The 21,255-nt window shown below is 40.9% G+C and carries 24 protein-coding genes and 1 pseudogene; 19 read left to right on the top strand and 6 right to left on the bottom strand.

Annotated elements, in window-relative coordinates; genetic code table 11:
* Nucleotides 1–6: 6 nt before the first annotated feature.
* From M2353_RS12435 to M2353_RS12425, 3 genes are read right to left on the bottom strand one after another with little or no spacing between them, the layout of a single operon-like run.
* Entirely contained in the window at nucleotides 7–705 is a 699-nt protein-coding gene (locus M2353_RS12435; protein WP_008342617.1) for an amino acid ABC transporter permease, read from the bottom strand.
* Nucleotides 702–1,562 (bottom strand): amino acid ABC transporter substrate-binding protein, encoded by an 861-nt coding sequence (locus tag M2353_RS12430; RefSeq protein WP_039167149.1) that lies wholly within the window; start codon nucleotides 1,560–1,562, stop codon nucleotides 702–704. The genes M2353_RS12435 and M2353_RS12430 overlap by 4 nt, the downstream gene beginning before the upstream one ends.
* Nucleotides 1,559–2,323 carry an amino acid ABC transporter ATP-binding protein gene (locus M2353_RS12425; RefSeq protein WP_178930362.1) on the bottom strand — a complete coding sequence of 255 codons (765 nt, stop codon included), beginning with the start codon at nucleotides 2,321–2,323 and terminating at the stop codon, nucleotides 1,559–1,561. Before M2353_RS12425 ends, M2353_RS12430 begins: the two co-directional genes overlap by 4 nt.
* Before the next feature lie 144 nt (nucleotides 2,324–2,467).
* Between M2353_RS12425 and M2353_RS12420 the strand changes: the two genes are divergently transcribed.
* The 15 genes and pseudogenes from M2353_RS12420 to M2353_RS12350 all read left to right on the top strand — a co-directional run bounded on the left by M2353_RS12420 (nucleotide 2,468) and on the right by M2353_RS12350 (nucleotide 13,813).
* Nucleotides 2,468–3,637, top strand: coding sequence for an acyl-CoA dehydrogenase family protein (locus tag M2353_RS12420; protein ID WP_284725501.1), 1,170 nt, complete (start codon nucleotides 2,468–2,470; stop codon nucleotides 3,635–3,637).
* 115 nt (nucleotides 3,638–3,752) lie between these two features.
* Nucleotides 3,753–4,541: pseudogene (gene blaBPU / locus M2353_RS12415) on the top strand (BPU family class D beta-lactamase).
* A 262-nt stretch (nucleotides 4,542–4,803) separates the two neighbouring features.
* Nucleotides 4,804–5,460: a hypothetical protein gene (locus M2353_RS12410; protein WP_284725500.1), complete on the top strand. Its 657-nt coding sequence runs from the start codon at nucleotides 4,804–4,806 to the stop codon at nucleotides 5,458–5,460.
* Between the two features lie 381 nt (nucleotides 5,461–5,841).
* Nucleotides 5,842–6,078, top strand: a complete 237-nt coding sequence (locus tag M2353_RS12405) for a DNA-binding protein (RefSeq protein WP_284725499.1) — start codon at nucleotides 5,842–5,844, stop codon at nucleotides 6,076–6,078.
* A gap of 43 nt (nucleotides 6,079–6,121) precedes the next feature.
* The gene (locus M2353_RS12400; protein WP_047946475.1) at nucleotides 6,122–6,736 is read left to right on the top strand and encodes a hypothetical protein; all 615 of its coding nucleotides are present in this window, start codon (nucleotides 6,122–6,124) and stop codon (nucleotides 6,734–6,736) included.
* Between the two features lie 71 nt (nucleotides 6,737–6,807).
* Nucleotides 6,808–7,425 (top strand): hypothetical protein, encoded by a 618-nt coding sequence (locus M2353_RS12395; RefSeq protein WP_284725498.1) that lies wholly within the window; start codon nucleotides 6,808–6,810, stop codon nucleotides 7,423–7,425.
* A 1-nt stretch (nucleotide 7,426) separates the two neighbouring features.
* On the top strand, nucleotides 7,427–7,825 hold the full coding sequence (locus tag M2353_RS12390) for a YxiG family protein (protein ID WP_284725497.1): 399 nt from the start codon (nucleotides 7,427–7,429) through the stop codon (nucleotides 7,823–7,825).
* A 58-nt stretch (nucleotides 7,826–7,883) separates the two neighbouring features.
* Nucleotides 7,884–8,228, top strand: coding sequence for a YxiJ family protein (locus tag M2353_RS12385; RefSeq protein ID WP_025207677.1), 345 nt, complete (start codon nucleotides 7,884–7,886; stop codon nucleotides 8,226–8,228).
* Nucleotides 8,229–8,680: 452 nt separating this feature from the next.
* The gene (locus M2353_RS12380) at nucleotides 8,681–9,550 is read left to right on the top strand and encodes an alpha/beta hydrolase (RefSeq protein WP_284725496.1); all 870 of its coding nucleotides are present in this window, start codon (nucleotides 8,681–8,683) and stop codon (nucleotides 9,548–9,550) included.
* Nucleotides 9,551–9,621: 71 nt separating this feature from the next.
* Nucleotides 9,622–9,978, top strand: coding sequence for a transcriptional activator HxlR (gene hxlR, locus M2353_RS12375; RefSeq protein WP_029708013.1), 357 nt, complete (start codon nucleotides 9,622–9,624; stop codon nucleotides 9,976–9,978).
* Between the two features lie 197 nt (nucleotides 9,979–10,175).
* The gene (hxlA, locus tag M2353_RS12370) at nucleotides 10,176–10,808 is read left to right on the top strand and encodes a 3-hexulose-6-phosphate synthase (protein ID WP_284725495.1); all 633 of its coding nucleotides are present in this window, start codon (nucleotides 10,176–10,178) and stop codon (nucleotides 10,806–10,808) included.
* Nucleotides 10,805–11,362 carry a 6-phospho-3-hexuloisomerase gene (gene hxlB / locus M2353_RS12365; RefSeq protein WP_284725494.1) on the top strand — a complete coding sequence of 186 codons (558 nt, stop codon included), beginning with the start codon at nucleotides 10,805–10,807 and terminating at the stop codon, nucleotides 11,360–11,362. Before hxlA ends, hxlB begins: the two co-directional genes overlap by 4 nt.
* A gap of 148 nt (nucleotides 11,363–11,510) precedes the next feature.
* Nucleotides 11,511–12,236 carry a DsbA family oxidoreductase gene (locus tag M2353_RS12360; RefSeq protein WP_284725493.1) on the top strand — a complete coding sequence of 242 codons (726 nt, stop codon included), beginning with the start codon at nucleotides 11,511–11,513 and terminating at the stop codon, nucleotides 12,234–12,236.
* A 94-nt stretch (nucleotides 12,237–12,330) separates the two neighbouring features.
* Nucleotides 12,331–12,786, top strand: a complete 456-nt coding sequence (locus M2353_RS12355; protein WP_202394234.1) for a MarR family winged helix-turn-helix transcriptional regulator — start codon at nucleotides 12,331–12,333, stop codon at nucleotides 12,784–12,786.
* A 10-nt stretch (nucleotides 12,787–12,796) separates the two neighbouring features.
* Nucleotides 12,797–13,813 carry a serine hydrolase domain-containing protein gene (locus M2353_RS12350; RefSeq protein WP_284726004.1) on the top strand — a complete coding sequence of 339 codons (1,017 nt, stop codon included), beginning with the start codon at nucleotides 12,797–12,799 and terminating at the stop codon, nucleotides 13,811–13,813.
* Between the two features lie 5 nt (nucleotides 13,814–13,818).
* On the opposite strand, the gene M2353_RS12345 is transcribed toward M2353_RS12350, so the two are convergent.
* Entirely contained in the window at nucleotides 13,819–14,931 is a 1,113-nt protein-coding gene (locus tag M2353_RS12345; protein ID WP_039167175.1) for a GntR family transcriptional regulator, read from the bottom strand.
* 272 nt (nucleotides 14,932–15,203) lie between these two features.
* Here M2353_RS12345 and M2353_RS12340 point away from each other — a divergent pair, with 272 nt between their 5' ends.
* The 4 genes from M2353_RS12340 (at nucleotide 15,204) to M2353_RS12325 (ending at nucleotide 20,391) form a co-directional block, all read left to right on the top strand.
* Complete coding sequence (locus M2353_RS12340; protein ID WP_284725492.1) at nucleotides 15,204–16,829, top strand: xylulokinase; 1,626 nt, start codon at nucleotides 15,204–15,206, stop codon at nucleotides 16,827–16,829.
* The gene (locus M2353_RS12335; RefSeq protein ID WP_284725491.1) at nucleotides 16,823–17,527 is read left to right on the top strand and encodes an L-ribulose-5-phosphate 4-epimerase; all 705 of its coding nucleotides are present in this window, start codon (nucleotides 16,823–16,825) and stop codon (nucleotides 17,525–17,527) included. The genes M2353_RS12340 and M2353_RS12335 overlap by 7 nt, the downstream gene beginning before the upstream one ends.
* 17 nt (nucleotides 17,528–17,544) lie before the next feature.
* Complete coding sequence (gene araA / locus M2353_RS12330; protein WP_256688535.1) at nucleotides 17,545–18,966, top strand: L-arabinose isomerase; 1,422 nt, start codon at nucleotides 17,545–17,547, stop codon at nucleotides 18,964–18,966.
* Between the two features lie 84 nt (nucleotides 18,967–19,050).
* On the top strand, nucleotides 19,051–20,391 hold the full coding sequence (locus M2353_RS12325; protein WP_007501378.1) for a sugar porter family MFS transporter: 1,341 nt from the start codon (nucleotides 19,051–19,053) through the stop codon (nucleotides 20,389–20,391).
* A gap of 241 nt (nucleotides 20,392–20,632) precedes the next feature.
* Here the strand turns inward: M2353_RS12325 and M2353_RS12320 are convergent, their stop codons facing one another.
* Together M2353_RS12320 and M2353_RS12315 are read right to left on the bottom strand one after the other, a co-directional pair.
* Nucleotides 20,633–20,854 carry a hypothetical protein gene (locus M2353_RS12320; protein WP_224558471.1) on the bottom strand — a complete coding sequence of 74 codons (222 nt, stop codon included), beginning with the start codon at nucleotides 20,852–20,854 and terminating at the stop codon, nucleotides 20,633–20,635.
* A gap of 27 nt (nucleotides 20,855–20,881) precedes the next feature.
* Nucleotides 20,882–21,199 (bottom strand): hypothetical protein, encoded by a 318-nt coding sequence (locus tag M2353_RS12315; protein WP_058336779.1) that lies wholly within the window; start codon nucleotides 21,197–21,199, stop codon nucleotides 20,882–20,884.
* Nucleotides 21,200–21,255: the final 56 nt, after the last annotated feature.

Raw genomic sequence — 21,255 nt, 5'->3', positions numbered from 1 at the left:
GCCTCCTTAGCGTGACAGGCTGGTGCGGCCTTTCACAAATTTTCTTTCCAGTAGCATCGTGATCAGTTCAATACTGATGCAAATCAGCCAATACACAATTGCAATGATGACGTACACTTCAAACATCCCTATCCCGTAGTTATTGCCTAGGATGATTTTGACCTGTCCCATCATATCAATGAGTCCGATTGTAAATGCAATGGCGGTATCTTTCACGAGATCAATGGTGTAATTTCCGAGGTTCGGAAGTGCAATGAGAAAGGCTTGCGGAATAATGATCCTCATTAATGCCTGCGTATCTGTCATCCCAACAATGTAAGCTGCTTCAAGCTGATCTTTCCCAACAGAGGAATATGCACTGCGAAAGACTTCAGATAAATAAGCGCCCGTATGTAACGAGAATGTGATCATCACAAATAACACACGATCCCAATGATTGATTTGAATTCCGGCCATGAGTAAAAGCTGAGGCAGGCCAAAATAAATCAGAAATAACTGAACAATGAGCGGCGTACTTCGTGTAAATGACAAATAAATGACCGCCAATTGTTTCAGCACTGGAATTTGTTTGATTCGAATGCAAGCAAACAGCAATCCGATGATGATGGCAAAAAACAATGACACCACAATCATCAGAAATGTGAGTGGCAGGCGATCAACCACCTGTAAAAAGATTCTTAACCAATCTCCAGCTGTAAACGTCATGGCGTTTCCTTCCTTTCTTCATATTGATAGCCTTGCTCTGATATATAGTCAATATCTTGAAAGAAATCAACGCCAAACCATTTCTTCGCAAGGTCAGGTAATGTTCCGTCTTCTATCATCTCTTGTGTTACTCGGTCCAATTGTGATGCTAGTTTCTTTTGACTAGGCTGTAAGACAAGATAAATAGGTTCCTTTGAGACAATGCCGCCCACTTTGACTTTCAGGTGAAGATGTTTTTGAATCGTATCAAAGGTCGAAATATTCATAAAAGCCGCATCGGACCGTCCACTTTCGACTCGTTTTAAATTGAGTTCGTTTGAAGGGCTTTCAATGGTCGTGAGCGGAATTTTCCGATCATTTTCTTCATTATATTGATTTAATATGGAACGAAGGCCGCCGCTAGGACTGACGGGAGCGAGCTTTTTTGATGTCATATCGTCTAGAGATTGAATATCTTGCTCTGATTCATTCACAATTAAACCTGTCATCGAATAGCCGTATGGAACCTTAGGATAAAGAAAGCGTTTTTCACGTTCAGGATTACTAAAAAACCAATTAGCCGCCATTTCAAATTTCCCAGCGCCGATCCCAATTAAATTGGATTCTTCCTCGCCAAAGATATAATCAAAATGAATGTGTGGCAAACGTTTCTCGACTTCATTTAAATAATCGATGTTATAGCCGATCGGCTCGTTGCGGTCATTTGTGGCTAAAAAAGGCGGATTGACTTCTGCGCTTAGTGCGACTTTGACAATTTGTCTGCCATCATCTGTTGTCGTTTTCACACTGCTGCAGCCAATGAGAGAGAGGAGAAACAGAAGGATACTAGCGGCGGTGAATAAAGTCTTGCGCTTCATCTGTCTTCCTCCAATCCTTGCCACATCCCGCGATGAATTCTTGATAAAAATTGTTTCGTCCGTTCATGCTGAGGCTTCATCAGGACGTCTTCTGGTGAGCCTTTTTCAACGATTTCCCCATCTGCCATAAAGATCACTGTATCCGCTACATCTTTTGCAAACGAGATTTCATGCGTCACAATGACCATCGTCATTCCTTGGCTCGCAATATCTTTCATCATTTCAAGGATTTCTCCGACCATCTCTGGGTCTAGTGCGGACGTTGGTTCATCAAACAAAAGCACCGCGGGATTCATGGCAAGCGCACGGGCAATCCCAATCCGCTGCTGTTGACCGCCGGATAATTCACTTGGAAACGCATCTTTTTTATGAAGCAGCCCAATTCGCGTTAACAATTGCTCTCCGATTTTTTCCGCCTCTCTTTTAGACATGTTTTGAGACACAATCAATCCTTCTGTGATGTTTTCAAGTGCTCGTTTATTTTGAAACAAGTGATAATGCTGAAACACCATAGACGATTGCTGTCTGAGTTTTAGAAGATCTTTTTTTCGATATTGTTCAAATTGAATCGTGGCTTCTCCAACTGTCAGCGTTCCTTTGTCTGGGATATCAAGGCTGTTTAAACTGCGGAGAAGGGTTGTTTTTCCTGATCCGCTCGGTCCAATAATGGCGACCACTTCACCTTCTTGTACGGTGAAATCAATTCCTTTTAACACATGAGTTGACCCATAGGATTTATGTAGATTAGTAGCAGAAATCATAAAAGCATCACGTTCCTTTGACATATGTACTTAATATTGATAAAATTTAACACATTAAATCCTATAAGTAAAGTGTGTTTTAATAATACCTATTGGATAAATCGGATATGATAGATTGCGAGAAACAGAGGAGTTGGATACGTTTTGTCTAAAGCATTATTTGTCGATACAGATTTTCAAAAAAATTGGCTAGATCAACTAGAATCCCTTCGTGAAACGATCGAACAATCTGCAAAAGAACATGATGAGGGTGCCTATTTTCCTAAACAGAATATCGAATCATTAGTTAAACTGGGCTATACAACGTTGTCTCTGCCTGTTGAGTACGGGGGCGGGGGTCAATCTGTAAAGGATATGGTCCTTTTTCAAGAAACACTAGGAAGTATGGATGGAGCAACTGCCTTATCGATCGGCTGGCACCAAGGAGTTGTAGGTGAAATTTATGAAAAGAAACTATGGAATGAGAAGCAGCTGCAATTTTTTGCTGAAGAAATCAAAAATGGGGCTCTTGTGAACCGGGCTGTCAGTGAAGCGCAGACAGGTAGTCCAACAAGAGGAGGCAAACCTGGAACAACTGCAACGAGATCAGGAGATCAATGGGTGATCAATGGCCGGAAAACATTCACAACGATGTCACCAGCACTCACATATTTTCTCGTCGGTGTATGGATCGAAGAAAAAGAAGCGATGGGCTTCTTCTTAATTCACCGTGATACAAAAGGTGTTTCTATAGAAGAAACGTGGGATGTTGTTGGCATGAGAGGAACAGAGAGCCATGATTTAATTCTAGATCATGTGGAAGTTCCAGATGACATGTTGGTTGAAGTGCAAAAAGGACCTCGGGGCGGTACGTTAAACCCTTGGATCGCACATATTCCTTCCTGCTATTTAGGGATTGCACAAGCGGCAAGAGACTATGCTGTTCAGTATGCCATCACCCATTCACCGAACAGTATTAGCGGAACGATTAGCGAACTGCCAAATGTCCAAACACTGATTGGCGAAATTGATTTACTACTAAAGCAAGCACGCCATGTCATCTATTCAACGACAACATTGTATCAGCAGCCAGAGAAAAGAGAGCTGTTAATCAATGAATTCGGTGCTGTGAAGCATACAGTCGTCAATGATAGTCTACAAGTGGTCGATAAAGCCATGCGTTTAGTCGGTGCAAAAAGCTTAAGCCTTAGCTGCCCGCTTCAACGTTACTATCGAGACATTCGTGCTGGCCTTCATAACCCACCAATGGACGATATGACGATTTCGAAAATTGCAAAGCAAGCGATAGAAGAGAAAAAATTGAACGTACAATAAACAGAAAGCCGGATAAAACCGGCTTTTTTTATTGAAAAAGAGGACGAGCGGCTCTTATTTCTGATCAGTCATCATGCTACAATCGATTGCAATCATGAGCAAAGAGGGTGATTGTTTGCAAAAAAAGAAGATGAAATGGCTGATTGCTGGCGTGATGCTTGCAGCACTTTGTATGAGCAAGCCTGCATCAAGTGAAGGAACATCTCCAAAATGGTCCGTCGATGAATTCATGAAAGAGCGGGAAGGCACATTTGTGATTCAAGAAGTAAAAGAAAAATCACCATGGGTGTATAACAAAAAAAGAGCGAACAAGCGCTTTGCACCTCAATCAACGTTTAAAATAGCAAATGCCTTAATCGGACTTCAAACTGGCGCAGTTAAAGATGAATACGACATTAAATATTGGGACGGAGTAAAAAGAGAGATTGATAACTGGAATAAGGACCATACACTGGGCTCTGGCATGAGAGATTCAGTCGTCTGGTATTATCAAGCCATGGCACGTGACATCGGGGAAGAACGCATGGGCCATTGGATAAAAGCCATTCATTATGGGAATCAAGACATATCTGGCGGAATTGATCAGTTTTGGCTAAGCAGTACGTTGCGCATTTCTCCAGTAGAACAAGTCCATTTCCTTAAACAGCTATATGAAGAAAGTCTCCCATTTGACCTATCTGTTATGAGAACTGTCAAGCGAATGATGATACAAGAAGAATAGAAACACGCCACGCTATACGGAAAAACAGGCTCCGGATCAGGCATCGGCTGGTACGCAGGCTTCATCAAACATGAAAATAAAACCTACATTTTCGCTACAAATATCGAAGGCACCGGACTAGAAGCAAAAGAAATTACCTATCGTATTTTGAAAAAATATCATTTGGTAGAAGCATCCGTTTAGGATGCTTTTTTATATGTGAAAAAGGGGATATATAGATAAGTTGATGATATATGGGTTAGTTTGAAAGTATGGTATATTTATAGAAAAATATTGAAATTGACTAGAAACAAAAAATCTCTTCTTAAGCAATTATATAGGAAGTACAAGAGTTGGAATTATGAACAAAATAAAATTGAATGTTTTGACCAAAGAATTTAACAAAGATATCGGAAAAGATACAACAAATAAGGTGATTAAAATCTCATTAGGAGGCTTATAAGAAGTGCATTTGAAAAATATACAATTAATGTCAGATGACGATCGTGGGAACTTAGCCAGCCAATCCCTTTGTATGACTGAAATGTTTTTATACGAATTAGAAAAGAAATTTCAAACGAAAGATTGTGAGGCTATTGTTTTGATATGTGGGTCTTTTAAAGAATACAAATTAATTAGTACTTCAAAAGATGAACCAGACATCTTATTTTTAAAAAATACGTACGAGCTGGAAGTACCCTTCCGTTACAGTGAATTTGAAAATGCAACAAATAAGAAAAAGATATTAGCAGATACTTTGGAAAAAGCGATACTCTATCTTTGTGAACTGAAGAATTGGGACAGTCAGCTAGTCAAAGCAACATTTAAGAAAATGAAAGAGAAGGAATATAAAGCGGAGATTAAAGGGAGAACAAAACTAAGTCCCGATAAAAAAAGAAAAGCTTACCCACTTATCGAATTAGATTTAAAACAGTTTACTCTTTATCTTGTAGTTGAAGACAAAAAAAGAAATATCTTAGATAAAAAATTAATTGCTAAAACCGATACCTACTTAGAAGAAATTTCCTATCATATGAGAGAGCTTAAGTGGTTAACGGATCATGAAGTGGCACTTTTCAAACGTGCACATAAAACAGTTTATACAAGTATACGTTTATCGTGATAAAGCAAATTGAGAATAATATAAAGAACACAATATATAAAGAGGGTATTCTAAATGGGTATGGAAAGTCATTACAAAAATAAATCAAGATTTTATAAAAGAAGAGGATCTTCAAAATCTGAAATTCGTGGAATACCGAGATGGAAATTATTACGTAAGCAAGGGGAAAGAAGGTCACAATGCACCTGTTATGGACTTAGAGGTTGCTGACCCAAAAACGGCTAAAATGATATTTAACCCGATTGGTATGCTTGGCGAATACACTATTATAAGCATTCTTTCATTATATTTTAAAGGTATGTCAATGGAGGATATTATTAAATATGAAATATAGGCAGTTTACAGCGTAAAATGAATTTTGAGAAAGGAATGGTGTAATAAATGGCTGAACCAAAAATGCTAGACTGTTTAAATAAAATACGAAATGTCTTAAAGGGGACGATCACAAGAGAACAAGTGTCTGATTGGGCTGAAATTTACGTTTCTGCAGACGATCCAGAAATAGACGATAATGAAGTTTGGGATATGCTGATTCTTTTAAGTGGAATTGATTTGAAAGATTCACCTAATTCTTACTTACATTCTGTAGATGATTTGAATGACTGGTTAGAAGAATGAAGAATTAAAAAACTATTAGTTCGACAAGAGTGGAGGTAGTTGTTTGAAACGGCTTGAAGACTTATTTATTCGTTCAGAAAAAGAATTCAAATTCTATCAGAATTTAGTAGACCATGTGTTTGAAACAAGTAAAGAGCTGCCACAACAAGTCTTTCGTAAGACATTTGATTGTTTTTTGTTTCAAGAGTTTGATTGGGCATTGAGTGATGATATTTTACCAACCATAAAAGAGTTATCAACTGTTACACAAGATAGAGAATTTTTGACTGCAGTCCTTCAACCAGATCCAACCGCATATTATTTGAAGGAATTTGGTTATTATCATTGGCTGAAAGCGAGTGTGAACATTTCAGGTGAGGATTATGTAAATGCACTATGGATGCACCCAAAAGGTTCCATAGCGGATAATATAATCACGAATTCGAATATAGTTGTCTGGTTATCTCATTCTTTGCAGTGGGCGATTTGGGCAGATAGAGATATGGAAATTTGTATCATAGGGATGGTATCAACAAAAGATTCTGCAAAAAATATGTTATTAGAAGAAGGATGGAAGCCACTGGATCACCCTGTTTTAGCAAAATGGCTACAACTATTATTAAAGGATCAAAAAACATTCGATGACTATTTCACTCAAATGCTTTCTAGTTATGCATAATGTTCCAAGCGGTGGAATTGAGAATCAATGACTGATAATAGCCTTACCCGAAGATATGAAAGGAGCATAAAGTGAAACATTTGTTTATATCCGATCCAAAAGAATTTGAACATGTTCTATCGTTTGTTCATTCGCTCATTCACAGTACGAAGACATTCCCTGATCAAGTGTTGAAAACGAAAACCCCTCATTATTTATTCGAAGAATTCCATTGGTTGTTATCAGATGATGGCTGGGAAATGTTAAAAGGTTTAGCTTTGAATCATCATGATGACTATATACTCATGGCTGTATTAGATGAGCAGAAGAGCATGGATGATTATTATCATGATTTTGGTTATTATCCTTGGGTGAAAGTACCGTTAAACCTCACACCAAGTGATTACCTCGATCTCTTAACGGATTATCCGATAGAGAGTGTAAATGATAGCATAATGGGTATTGCTTCACGTGTGATATGGGTTTCCCCTTCTGCGAAATGGATCATTTATGGCGAAAGAGGTTATGAGATAGGAGTACTAGCGATTCATCAATTAGAACATATGAATAAACAATTGCTAAAAACGTGGAGAACTTTAGATGAGATTGTATTAGGCTGGATTTCAGTTGTATTTCCGAATCAAAAACTTCCTGATGATTTTAAAAAAGAACTGATTCGAAATTATACTAATTTTTGGGGGAGTGAATGAGATGTTTAGCAGTATTGAGAAATGGATCGATTATTTAGATGGTGTCTGTGATGTACTGGCATTCTCATTTGATTTTTTTCGTAAAGAACTAGTCATAAACATTAGTATAAGTGAAATAAATGATGCTCGGTATCATGAATTGCGATTTATGAATGTGGCGAGTCTTTATTATAATGGGGGTGAAGGTAATGATAGATTTGAAGAATTGATACAAGAAGAGATGAATTGGCAAATTTTTGAATGCAGTTACCATCCTAATGGGATAGGGAACTTTAAAAATGTACTTCTTGAAGAATTTGATTCAAATGCAAATTTTCTATTTAACATCAATGGGATGTTACTCGCAATAGAATCGAAAAACGTATGTTTCGATTCACAAGAATTTATTTGCAGTGTATAGGAAGATCTCATTAGCGTCTAAATAAGAATTAAAAACAATGAGAGATTGGAGAAAATCCATGAGATTCAGCCGTGATAAACAAGGTTTATTCGATGATGTAAAACAACGTTATCAATACTTATTAGATTCTGCTTATCCAGATGATATCATCTCTTTTGAAGAAGAAACTGGGATATCCTCAGATGATTTTTATATGTTTTTTTCACTTGTTGCAGGTAGCTTAAGTCTTGTGATCGATCATAAACGAATACCGAAAAAACAGTTAAACGTGCTGCGTCAGTCATTTGAAGAGCAATATCCTCAAATCAAAACATATCAACATATCCTTGATTGTTATCCTTTATTGCATTCCTATGTTCAATACCATGAAGAAACAAGAAAACGAATCATTGCACTTATTTAATAACCTTCTGGAGGACAAACGATGACATAGTTTTTAGATGAAAAAATCCAGAAACAAATCCCGATTTCAATATCAAGCATCTAAAGCAAATCAATGAATTTCACTACTTTAAAGAGTATAATGAACATTACGACTTGATCAACTGTATTGTAATGTACATCCCATATGATTCCCCGAACCTGCAAGCAGACATTCATCTGAAATTTACCAATGTCTCTTCTGGTCAAAATCAAAGATTTGGAGTTAACAAACGATTCCTATCTTTTTTTGAACGTTCAACTTTTGGATAGAGGCTGGGAATATTTGAAATACTTTGTCGAAGATTATGAAGAACAGTATTTCTCTTTTTACTGTCAAACAGTTCAAGTCATACAAGTCGTATCAAATGAATCGGGCTAGTCGCTCTACATATGTGCGAATCATGCTTCCCCATCCCAACACAGAAAGGTGCAATGACATTGAATCGAATCATGAAATGGCTCTTATTTGCGGCGGTCATCGCTGGATTATTGGTATGCGCATTCTTTGTGTTCCGTTTCAACCAGCCTAAGCCGACGACGAACATCCATTATGCAGACACACAAAATAAACAACAAACACTCGATATGTATATGCCAAAGGGAAAAGATGAAGACAAAAAGAAGAAGCATCCAGTCATGATCTATCTCCATGGCGGCGGCTGGACAGGCGGCGATAAGAATAGAGTCGCTTCAAAGGCTGATTATTTTACGGGTCAAGGGTATGTGTTTGTTTCAATGAATTACAGGCTTCACCCTGATGCCAACTTCGAGCAGATGGCAGATGATACGGCAAGCGCTATTAAATGGGTGAAGGATCATGCAGATGAATATCAAATCGATTCGTCAAAAATCAATGTCATGGGTCACTCAGCGGGTGGTCATTTGACAGCATTGGTTGCTACAGATTCGACTTACTTAAAACGTGTGGGGCTGTCGCCAAAAACGATCAATTCTATCGTGATTTTAGATGGGCCGTTAAACATCAATCAATTTATACAAGCCATTCCATCGTATAAAAAAGTCTTTGGCAAACACGAGAAGAACTGGACAAAGGCATCACCTGTCACTTATATGAATCAAACGAATGTACCGCCTGTTTATTTGGTCACAGGCTGGGAAAACCCTGAGGTGTACCGATTTGCAGAAAAACTGAACCATGATCAAGGCTCACGGTTTGTTTTTCGGGTTCATTCGCTGAGCCACAGTGATTTAAATAAATGGTTTGGATCTGACAGAGCGCCAAAAGAAGCGCAAGAGATGACAAAGGCTGTGATGGCTTTCGTCAAAAAACAAAATCAATAACAAAGACTGTATGCTAGGGCAATCCATTTTGCCGAAGTATATGATAAAGTGGTTTGAAATTAAAGGAGTGTATGTTGTTGTCATCACGTATGGAAAATAAAGTGTTCAATTGCGAAAAAGAGCTGACGCTGAATATTATCGGCGGGAAGTGGAAAATGTTGATCTTATGGCACCTTGGCAGAGAAGGGACAAAACGGTTTGGTGAGTTAAAGTCGTTAATGCCTGGAATTACGCAAAGAATGCTTGTCAATCAGCTAAGAGAATTAGAGGAAGATCACATTGTGCACCGGGAGGTTTATCCTGTCGTTCCGCCAAAGGTTGAGTATTCTCTCACAGAACTCGGAGAAAGCTTAATGCCAATTTTAGAGGCGATGTATGATTGGGGCAAACAATATCTCGACAGCAATTTCTTAAAAGATGATAAATAGAAATACCTACATGAGATACTGGTCGAAAGACAGTATCTTTTTTGTGCCCATATGCGAAAAAGTATAGTATGTAAAAAAAAAGTGCGTACTAGGATTGCGTTATTTCTGTTGTTATACTCGTTTCATGCAAGAAAGATTCAAGATGCATCATCCGCGGAGCTCTTGAATATGACATGATGAAACAGGAGTGAATGTAGATGAAATTACAATTAGCGTTAGATTTAGTGAATATACCAGAAGCGATCGAGCTGATCAAAGAAGTAGAAGCGTCTATTGATGTGGTGGAAATTGGGACACCTGTTGTGATCAACGAAGGGCTTCGTGCTGTGAAAGAAATCAAACAGGCGTTTCCGAATTTACGTGTGCTGGCGGATCTCAAAATTATGGATGCTGCCGGTTATGAAGTGCAGCAGGCATCCGAGGCTGGAGCGGATATTGTGACCATTCTTGCGGCGGCAGAAGATATGTCCATTCAAGGAGCGGTGAAGGAAGCAAAAGCAAGAGGGAAACAAATTTTAGTCGATATGATTGGGATCAAAGATATCGCCGGCCGCGCGAAAGAGCTTGATGAGCTTGGGGTAGATTATATTTGTGTGCACACAGGCTATGACCTGCAAGCGGTTGGTCAAAACTCATTTGCTGACCTCATGACCATTAAACAAGTGGTCAAACAGGCGAAAACAGCGATTGCAGGCGGTATTAAGCTTGATACATTACCTGAAGTCGTCAAATTAAACCCTGATTTGATTATTGTCGGCGGCGGTATTGCGGCTCAAGACAATAAAGCAGAAGTGGCTGCGCAAATGAAGCAGTTGATCGCACAATCATGAAAACAAGTGACTATGTGAGAGCGATTCTAAGCGAGCTTTCTGAGCACTCGCCCGCGATTCAAGACGAACAAGCAGAGCAGCTTGTCAAAAGCATTTTAGCGGCTCGAAAGGTCTTCGTCGCAGGGGCTGGCAGGTCTGGTTTGATGGGGAGATCGTTTGCGATGAGACTCACGCATATTGGTGTCGAAGCTTATGTGATCGGTGAAACGAATACGCCTGCTTTTACATCTGAGGATTTATTGATTGTAGGGAGCGGTTCTGGCCGAACAGAGACGCTGCTTGTGCTCGCGAAAAAGGCAAGGGCGATTGGCGGAAGCGTGGCGTCGTTCACGCTTTCAGCTGAGTCACCTATAGCTGATCTATCGGATGAAGTCATCTTACTGTCAGGTGCGCCAAAGGATCAACATGAAGGAAACCATCATACGATTCAGCCGATGGGCTCATTATTTGAGCAAACTTTGCTTCTTATGTACGATGCGATCATCTTGAGATTGATGGAAATGAAAGAGCTCGACACCCATAAAATGTACGGTCACCATGCGAACTTAGAATAGCCGTGATGAAAACCTTTCCTTTTTTGAAGGAAAGGTTTTTTTAATACATGGTACTTAAAAAGAAGGATCACTTGACATAAACGATAAGATGTAACTATAATAGTTACATCTTGAAAGAAAAAACGTAAGCAACGGAAGGAAGATGAAGATGAAAGTGCAAATTTGGTCAGATATCGCCTGTCCTTTTTGTTATATAGGAAAAAAACAGTTGGAAACAGCGCTTGAGCAATTCCCTCATAAAGAACAGGTAGAAGTAGAGTTTAAAAGCTTTGAGCTTGATCCGAATGCACCTGTTGCAGTGGATTATGATGTGCATGATATGCTTGTCAAAAAATATGGCATGAGCCGTAGCCGGGCCATCGCAATGAATGAACAGGTGAAACAGGCGGGCAAGGAGAAAGGAATCGATTTTCAATTCGATCCACTCGTTTTGACAAACACCTTTGATGCCCACCAGCTCGCACAATATGCTGGAAAAATGGGAAAAGGCGATCTTGTCATGGGAGAGCTGTTTCAAGCGTATTTTACAGATGGAAAGCATGTTGGTGATCGTCAAACCCTTTTAGATATCGCAGAAAAAGCAGGTCTTGATCAGAACGAAGTACAAAAGGTTCTAGACGGGCAAGAATTTGCAGACGATGTACGAGAAGATGAAAAAGAAGCAAGACAGCTCGGGATTTCTGCTGTGCCTTTTTTCTTGATCAATGATCAATATTCGGTTGCTGGTGCACAGCCAGCAGATACGTTCCTTCGTGCACTTGAAACGGCTTGGACAGAAGAGGCAGCGCAAACGGAGAAAGCGGCTGATACTTCATTTGAAGAAGCATGTGCAGATGGCGTATGTGCAGTACCTTCACCTAAAGAAGAAGTATAATCGGCATTTTCCCTATCTTTAATAAAAGATAGGGATTTTTGTTGATTAATAATTAATATACCTTTATACTTAAGTTATCTTAATTGTGAAGGTGATGACAGTGACATCCAAAACAACGATGATCCAAGAATTAAACCAAATCGAAGCGCGCATCCATCAAAAGCTCCGATTAGAGTTTGAAGAGTTATTTGTAGATGAGTTAACTGATAAGCAGCACATTGTCCTTGATTTCGTAGAGAGAAAAGGGGGGAGCTCACCTATTCAAATTGCTCAGCAACTAGGCATCACCCAAAGTGCTGTGAGCCAGTTGTTAAACACGCTTGAAAAAAAAGAATGGGTTCGCCGCAGCATCAACCCGCAAAATCGTCGGGAATTGCACGTTGAACTTTCTGAAAAGGCAAAGACGTACTTGGAGAATATGAGAAAGATAGAACTTGCGATCATTGAAAAATACTATTCAAAATTAAGCCTCGAAGAGATCAACACATTGACATCCATTTATACAAAGCTTGATCAATTGATTGTAGATCAAAATGAAGGGGAAGGATGATGATCCATTGATGATGCTCAAACAAGAAGTACAGCGAATTGCCTCTTCTTATACGGAGAAAAAGAAACAGGCACTGCTCGTGATCGGTCTGATTCATCAAGGAGAAAGACACGTTTTTCATTTCGGAGATCACCCCATACAGCAGCGCGTCCAGCCTGAGGAGGTCATTTTTGAAATCGGCTCTATTTCAAAAGTCTTTACGACAAGTATATTGGCAAGCATGATTCAAAAAGGGCAGATGATGCTAGACGATTCCATTTCACTGTATTGTCCCGAAATAAGAAAGAATCACCCCATCCAATTGGAACAGCTGGCAACCCATACGTCTGGACTTCCTTCACATCGTTTTCTCAGAGATTTACAACTAAGGTTTCTTCCAAAAGTGAGAAGAGATATGTACTGTCAATACTCCCTTGATGAATTAATGAAACTGTTACACTCGAAAAAATGGAATGAGCGAAAAGAATACCCATCTCGTTACTCCAATGTAGGGATGGGACTCCTCGGGTTGATCATGGGGTGGTCTCTTCACAAAACATATGAAGAGTTGCTGACTGAATATATCGTGGATGAGCTGAAACTATTGAACACCTTTATTACGATCAAGGAGGATGTCCAAGAGAAGATGATCCTCGGTCATCAAGAGAATGGAAAAGAGGTTCCTCCGCTTCAGATGCATGACTATCAAGGGGCTGGTGCGATTCGTTCGACGATCACTGATTTGCTTTCATTTCTCTCTGCGCATATGAGTGCAGACGTCGCTTCTCCATGGAAAATGACCCACGAGCCAAAGGTGAAGATAGGGAAAAACATGTCAATGGGACTCGGGTGGGTCATAGATGATACGGGATTGATTTGCCATAATGGTGCAACTTCTGGTTTCTCCAGCTTCATAGGCTTCCGCCCGCATTCAAAAACAGGAGTGGTCGTCTTGTCTAACTATCGCAATCGTATCACGCAAGATTCTCCTGACCGAATTGCCTATGATGTGATGAATATGCTTGAACAAGAGCCTAAAGCCAAATGAGCCTCCTATGAAGAGGGCTCATTTTTTCTTGCGTTCAGCGCTTTAATCGTTTCACCAGGAACGAGTTCAGGCTCATAAAATGTTTGATCAGGGAGATTCTTTTTCCCTTGTACTTTTTTAATCATCCAGTCTGCCGCATCTCGTCCCATTTGCTCTTGAGGGTGTGTCAGCGTTGTCAGTTTCACATGGGCATTTTTTTGGGCAATATACGAGTTATCCTGTCCGATAATGGAAAGATCATCTGGAATAGATAAACCCATTTCACTACATACATTTGCTACTTCTAACCCGACTTCATCGTTATAGCAAACAAGGGCGGTCAGCTCATGCTGGTGCGCTTGTAAAAAGGTTTTGATATGATCCCCCAAATACTGCTTCGATTCTGTATCGAAAAAAAGGACATGCTCTGGCAGGAAATTGAGCTTGGCTTCACCAAGTGCCTGAATATAGCCCTTCATTCGATATTTCCCTTGTAAATCATCTGTTTTTGAAATCAGTCCAATGTGCTGATGTCCAGAGGTGATCAGCTCCTTTGTCGCTAAATAGCTGGACTTCACATCATCCAAACAAAGGAAGGGAACCTCTAACTGCTCATAGTAGGCATTGATCATAATAAGCGGGACATCCTGCTCTTTAAAGGATAGGTAGTACGAAATGTTTGGATTATATAAGTTGCTTTTTGTCGGTTCGACAATTAATCCGTCCACACCAAAGGACAGCATCATTTCAAGCGCTTTTTTCTCTTGCTCCACATCGTTATTTGTACTCGCCAGTAACAAAGAATAGTTCTCTTCATTTAATCGGCTTTCGATGCCCCGAATGATCGACGGAAAAATGTAATCGGATATGTATGTGGTGATGACGCCAATCGTTTTCATATGAGCATGTCCAGCAGGTTTTGTTTGATATTGATTGGTGACAAATGTGCCCGAGCCTTTTTCGCTTCGTAAAAAACCTTCACTTGATAATTCCAAGATGGCTTTTCGCACCGTATGCCGGCTTACTTGATACATCTCTTGTAAGCTTGATTCGGTTGGAATACGCTCCCCGATCCGGTAATCCCCTGTCAGTATTTTGCTTTTTATATCATCCATAATGATCTGGTACTTCTTTTTCATCGTTTCACTTCTTTCACAGTTGATCCTCTACTCGGATTGAGAAGAACTTGTATGGACATATTTTAACATGGTTGCTTAATCAAAAACAGGCGCTTGCAGTGTCTACCGTCTAATCCTTAGAGAATATGAAAGTTTTTGTCTAATTATGTATGCACAACTATATTTATTATTGACATATGTACGTACAAATATTATATTGTTTTTGTGCACAGGTAAAGATGGATCAAACGAAATAGATATTTGAAACCGCTATCATCACGGGGGTGAACAAAATGAATCGTGAAGAGACGGCCAAAGCCATTAGAGAAGGCAGGACATCTTTGGGCATTGAATTTGGTTCGACACGAATTAAAGCCATTTTAATAGATGAAGAGTTTCAGCCAATTGCGCAAGGTGCATTTGAATGGGAAAGTTCTCTTCAAGAAGGAATATGGACGTACAACTTAATTGAGATCATTACAGGTCTTCAAGTGGCGTACCGTCAGATGAAAGAACAGGCTGCACAATTGTATGGGGTGACGATTCAAACCATTGGCTCCATCGGGATATCTGCGATGATGCATGGCTACGTCGCCTGTCATCATACAGGAGAGCTCCTCGTCCCGTTTCGAACGTGGCGGAATGGAACAACGACCGAGGCGAGTCAAAAGCTAACAGATGTATTCCAATTTCATATTCCAGAAAGATGGAGCATCGCTCACTTATACCAAGCGATACTAGGAGAGGAAAAACATCTGTCCCGGTTAGAGTATGTGACCACTTTGTCCGGCTACATTCACTGGCTGTTAACAGGGAAGCAGGCCATCGGAATTGGCGATGCGTCAGGAATGTTCCCCATTGATGAAAAAACGAAGGATTACAACGAAGTGATGCTTCATCAATTTGAAGCATTGATTGCAGAAAAAGGCTACCCGTGGAAGCTTCGTCATCTTTTGCCGCGCATCTATTTAGCAGGCGAAGAAGCTGGTGTGTTAACAGCAGCTGGAGCATCGATTTTAGACCAAGGCAAACAGTTGCAGCCAGGTATCCCTTTTTGCCCGCCAGAGGGTGATGCAGGAACAGGGATGGTCGCAACAAACAGTGTGGAAAAGAGAACTGGGAATATTTCAGTTGGGACATCTGTATTTGCCATGATTGTGTTAGAACAACATCTAAAAGGTGTGTACCCAGAAGTGGACCTTGTCACGACACCAGATGGCCTGCCAGTCGCGATGGTTCATGCCAACAATTGTACAAGTGACCTCAACGCTTGGATGAATCTATTCAGAGAAGCGTTTGAAGCAATGGGTCAGCCAGTTGAAACAGAAAGATTGTACGAAACCCTATTAAATCAAGCTTTAGAAGCAGATCATGATGGGGGCGGGCTTTTAAGCTATGGCTATTATTCTGGTGAAAATATTACGAGACTAAAAGAAGGAAGACCCCTTTTTGTTAGATCTCCTCAAAGCCGGTTTACCCTTGCTAATTTCATTCGGACGCATCTCTTCTCTGCATTTGGCGCAATGAAAATCGGGATGGATCGGTTAAAAGCACATGAACAAGTCAAGATTGATCGCTTACTAGGACATGGCGGTTTATTTAAAACACCGATAGTTGGGCAAAAAATGGTCGCTGCTGCACTCGGGACACCTGTATCCGTCGTATCAACGGCGGGAGAAGGCGGTGCGTTTGGGATGGCGGTCCTTGCTTCGTATATGCTCAATCACCAGCAGCAAACACTGAGCCATTTTCTCAAGCATCAAGTATTTGCCCATACATTAGAAGAGCTTATTGATCCTGATCCACTGGATGTTAAAGGTTTTGAGGAATTTATAAAGCGCTATCAAGAAGGACTCCCGATAGAAAAAGCGGCAGTAGAACATTTGACGCCACAGAAAGGAGCGGCACCTGTATGTTAGAGCGGTTAAAAGAAGAAGTGTTTCAAGCGAATCTAGATCTACCAAAGTACGGACTTGTGAAATTTACATGGGGCAATGTCAGTGCGTGCGATCGTGACAGTGGACTGTTTGTCATTAAGCCAAGCGGCATAGCGTATGACAAATTATCAGCAAAAGACATGGTCGTGGTCGATTTTAATGGTCAAGTGGTCGAGGGAGAATTCAATCCTTCTTCCGATACTGCCACACATGCTGTTCTTTACAAACACTTTGAGGAAATTGGCGGCATTTCACATAGCCATTCAATGTGGGCAACGGTATGGGCGCAAGCTGGACTTGATTTACCAGCAATGGGCACAACACATGCAGATACATTTTACGGACCTGTTCCGTGCGCTCGATTTCTCACAGAAGAAGAGGTGAATCGCGGGTATGAGGTGGAAACAGGACACTTGATCATTGAAACGTTTGAGAAAAGACAGATAGATGTCATGGCGGTTCCTGGTATTTTGCTACAAGGTCATGGTCCCTTTACGTGGGGAAAAGATGCAAAAAGTGCGGTAACGAACAGTGTCATTTTAGATGAAGTAGCGAAAATGAACCTGTTTGCAAAGCAATTGAACGAATATGCGGAGCCTCTTCCGCAGGTGATTTTAGATAAACATTATTTAAGAAAACATGGAACACATGCGTATTACGGACAAAAACCTTCAAGATAAAGAAAAGAGGGATTTCTATGTTAACAAGTCAGAAGAAAGAATGTTGGTTTGTCGTCGGGTCACAGCACTTATATGGGGACGAGGCACTGAAGCAAGTGAAGGCAGATGCGCAAAAGATAACAGATGCCTTAAATGAGAGCGGTTTGCTGCCTTATCCAATTATTCTGCAGGAACTGGCGGTCAGTGCGGATCAAATCACACAGCTGATGAAAGAGGTCAACTATCGTGATGAGGTCATCGGTGTGATGACTTGGATGCATACGTTTTCTCCAGCAAAAATGTGGATACGTGGTACGTCTCTTTTGCAAAAGCCTCTTTTGCATCTCGTCACGCAATACTATGAAAACATTCCGTGGGACACGATTGATATGGACTATATGAATCTCCATCAATCGGCACATGGAGACAGAGAGTACGGCTATATCAATGCACGTTTAAATAAGCAAAACCAAATCGTTGCAGGTCATTGGTCGAAGCAGGAGGTGAAGCAGCAAATCGCTGATTGGATGGACGTTGCGGCTGCCTATCATGAGAGCTTCCACATTAAAGTGGCTCGGTTTGGTGACAATATGCGCCACGTTGCGGTGACAGAAGGAGATAAAATTGAAGCGCAGATCCAGCTGGGATGGACCGTTGATTACTTTGGAATTGGCGATCTTGTGAACTATGTAAATGCTGTGGAAGAAGCAGAAGTTAATGCTCTGTTTGCTGAGTACTTAACATTATATGACGTGGATTATGGGAGCTATTCGGCGGAAGAATGGGAACAAAGTGTGAAAGTGCAGGCGCGATATGAAATTGCCATCAAGCGTTTTTTAGATGAAGGCGGCTACAATGCCTTTACGACAAACTTTGAAGATTTACATGGCATGAAGCAGCTTCCGGGTTTAGCCGTTCAGCGACTGATGGCAAAGGGATATGGCTTTGCGGGTGAAGGGGATTGGAAAACCGCCGCACTGGATCGTTTATTAAAGGTGATGAGCCATCATCAATCGACTGGTTTTATGGAAGATTACACATATGAAATGACTGCTGGTCAGGAAGCAGTGCTGCAATCTCATATGCTAGAAGTAGATCCTGCGCTTGCACATACAAAACCTGTCATTGTCGTGTCTCCGCTAGGCATTGGAAACCGGGAAGACCCAGCACGTCTTGTGTTTGATGGAAAAGCAGGCGAGGGCGTTGTTGTCTCCATTGCTGATTTTGGAACACATTTCAAATGGCTGATTCAAGAAGTGGAAGCCTTTGAGCCGCAGGAAGCAGCACCACATTTACCGGTGGCACGAGTCCTCTGGAAAATCAAACCGAACTTTCAAGATGGTATCAAAGCATGGATTAAGCACGGCGGAGGTCATCATACAGTCGTATCTCTCAATTTAACGGTTGATCAAATTGTTCATTTTGCAAAGCTTGTGAATGCAGAATATGTGGTTTTATAAAGAAGGGTGAAATGCATTCTACTGTGAACGGTAGAATGGCAGGGAGAAATGAAAGCGGTTTATTAAGTGAGGGGGGTCATCCACTTGGAGAAAAAAGTATCAAGTAAATTTATCTTCTTTTTCGGGTCCTTTGCAGGTATCTTATTTGGATATGATATTGGTATTATCGCAGGGGCAGAAGGGCACATTCAGGAAGAATTTCAGCTCAGCCCGTTATGGCTTGGCATCGTCGTTTCTTCATTAATGGGCGGGGCGATCATTGGTTCCATTTTAAGCGGTCTGATGGGGGATAAGTTTGGCCGCAGAAAGCTCATTTTGGTGTCATCGATTATCTTTTTTGTCGGTGCGCTTGGCTCAGCCATTGCACCAGAAGAAATCTCATTAACCATTGCCCGGATTTTCTTAGGAACAGCTGTAGGGACAGCCTCATCGCTCGTGCCTGCTTACATGTCTGAAATCGCTCCGGCCAAAATTCGCGGGAAATTGTCCGGCCTGAATCAGCTGATGATTGTGAGTGGATTATTGCTTAGCTATATCGTCGCATTTGTGTTTGAACCAATTCCAGACAGCTGGCGCTGGATGCTGGGAAGTGCTGCTTTATTTGCGATCGTGCTTTATATTGGCATGCTGAAACTTCCTGAATCTCCAAGATATTTAATTAAACACGGAATGGCTCATAAGGCACGTGAAGTATTAGGATCACTTCGTTCATCACGTGAAGAGATTGAAGCAGAAATGCAAGAAATTTTAGAAGTGGCAAAAGAAGAACGCTCAGGCATTCGTGAATTATTTCAAAAGAAATTCCGAATGGCTCTCTTTATTGGGGTCGGAATGGCGACACTCCAGCAAATACAGGGGGCGAACTCCATTGTGTATTATGCAACGAGTATCGCAAGAAATGTAGGTCTTGCTCCGCAAGTTGCCGCAGGTTTTACCGTCATTGTTGGTGTCATATTTGTTGTGACGACCGTGATCTTTTTACAATTCGTCGACCGGTTCGACCGCCGAACGATTCTCACAGTTGGGGGAACGGGGATGGCCCTGTCTTTCTTTGCACCAGCGGCATTAGGTGCGCTCGGAGTGAGTGAAGGCATATTAAACTGGGTCACATTGATTTCACTTTGCTGCTTTATTTTGTGCTATGCCTTCTCATGGGCACCGATCACATGGATTATCATTGGTGAAATTTTCCCACTTTCTGTTAGGGGTATTGGAGCAGGCATTTCATCTGCCTTTAACTGGACGGGATCATTAGCAGTTGGCCTTGTGTTCCCTATCTTGGCTGACCAATTCAGCTTTGGCGTCATTTTCTCCTCATTTGGGGTCATCTGCTTAATTGGCCTGTTGTTCACGCGCTTTGTATTAGTTGAAACAAAAGGAAGAAGCTTAGAACAAATCGAAACCGATATGGCTGCACGTGTCTAAAGGAAACCATCTATCCACACAGGATAGATGGTTTCAGCGTGTAGACAAACCCTCGCATTCGGTGTCAGTCCTGCGTGCCAGTGCTCACGAATGTCAAATTCGCTCCGCGCCGGTACTCGTCCTTCCTAGAATTCAAAGGTTTTCTATCACGCTGAAAAGAAGACAAAGGGCTAAAATCAAGTTCATTTTAGCCCTTTGTCAACAATCTGAACCATCTATCCACACAGGATAGATGGCTTTTTTAATCAAGTATTTGTTTCAGTTCATCTGGCAGTAAATCCATTAATTGATCAGATGAGGATACGTCCAGTACTTCAAGAAGCGCATAATATTTCGCATAAATTTCACTCAGCTGATCAGGATGATTTGCTTCATATCGATTCAAATGCAATTGTGTCAGTTCAAGTGCAATGTCCAGTTTGTTTCGTTCGATGGTTTGTGTTGTGTTGATCAAATCGTTCACCTCTAATTTTAAAGTTATTGAAAAATGTTATGGTGCAGTTCCGCAGCTGACCTTATATTCATGGTCTTCTATCTTTTTTGAATAACAGACGGAAGGTGTCATTCCTGTCTCGCTTTTCCAAGCCTGCCAATACACATCATACAGCTGACCATATTGAGGGTCTACATCGTCCTTTTTTTGCAAAATAGCAAAATAGCTTTGGTAAGGGTAGCCTTCTTGATAAATGGCATGCCGTATCGCGCCTCTTTCAGTCGCATTTGTAAAAACCATAGGCGACAGCAAGGGAAGGGTGATAACTACGACGAGCAGGATGAAAAATGAAAAAAGTTTATGTCTTGTCGTCATCAATGAATGTCCTTTCCTTCACAAGAGATCATTTGTATAATATGTTAAAATTGTCC

The organism is Bacillus aerius (assembly GCF_029894105.1).
Classification (GTDB): domain Bacteria; phylum Bacillota; class Bacilli; order Bacillales; family Bacillaceae; genus Bacillus; species Bacillus altitudinis.
This window is presented reverse-complemented; position numbering and strand designations above follow the sequence as displayed.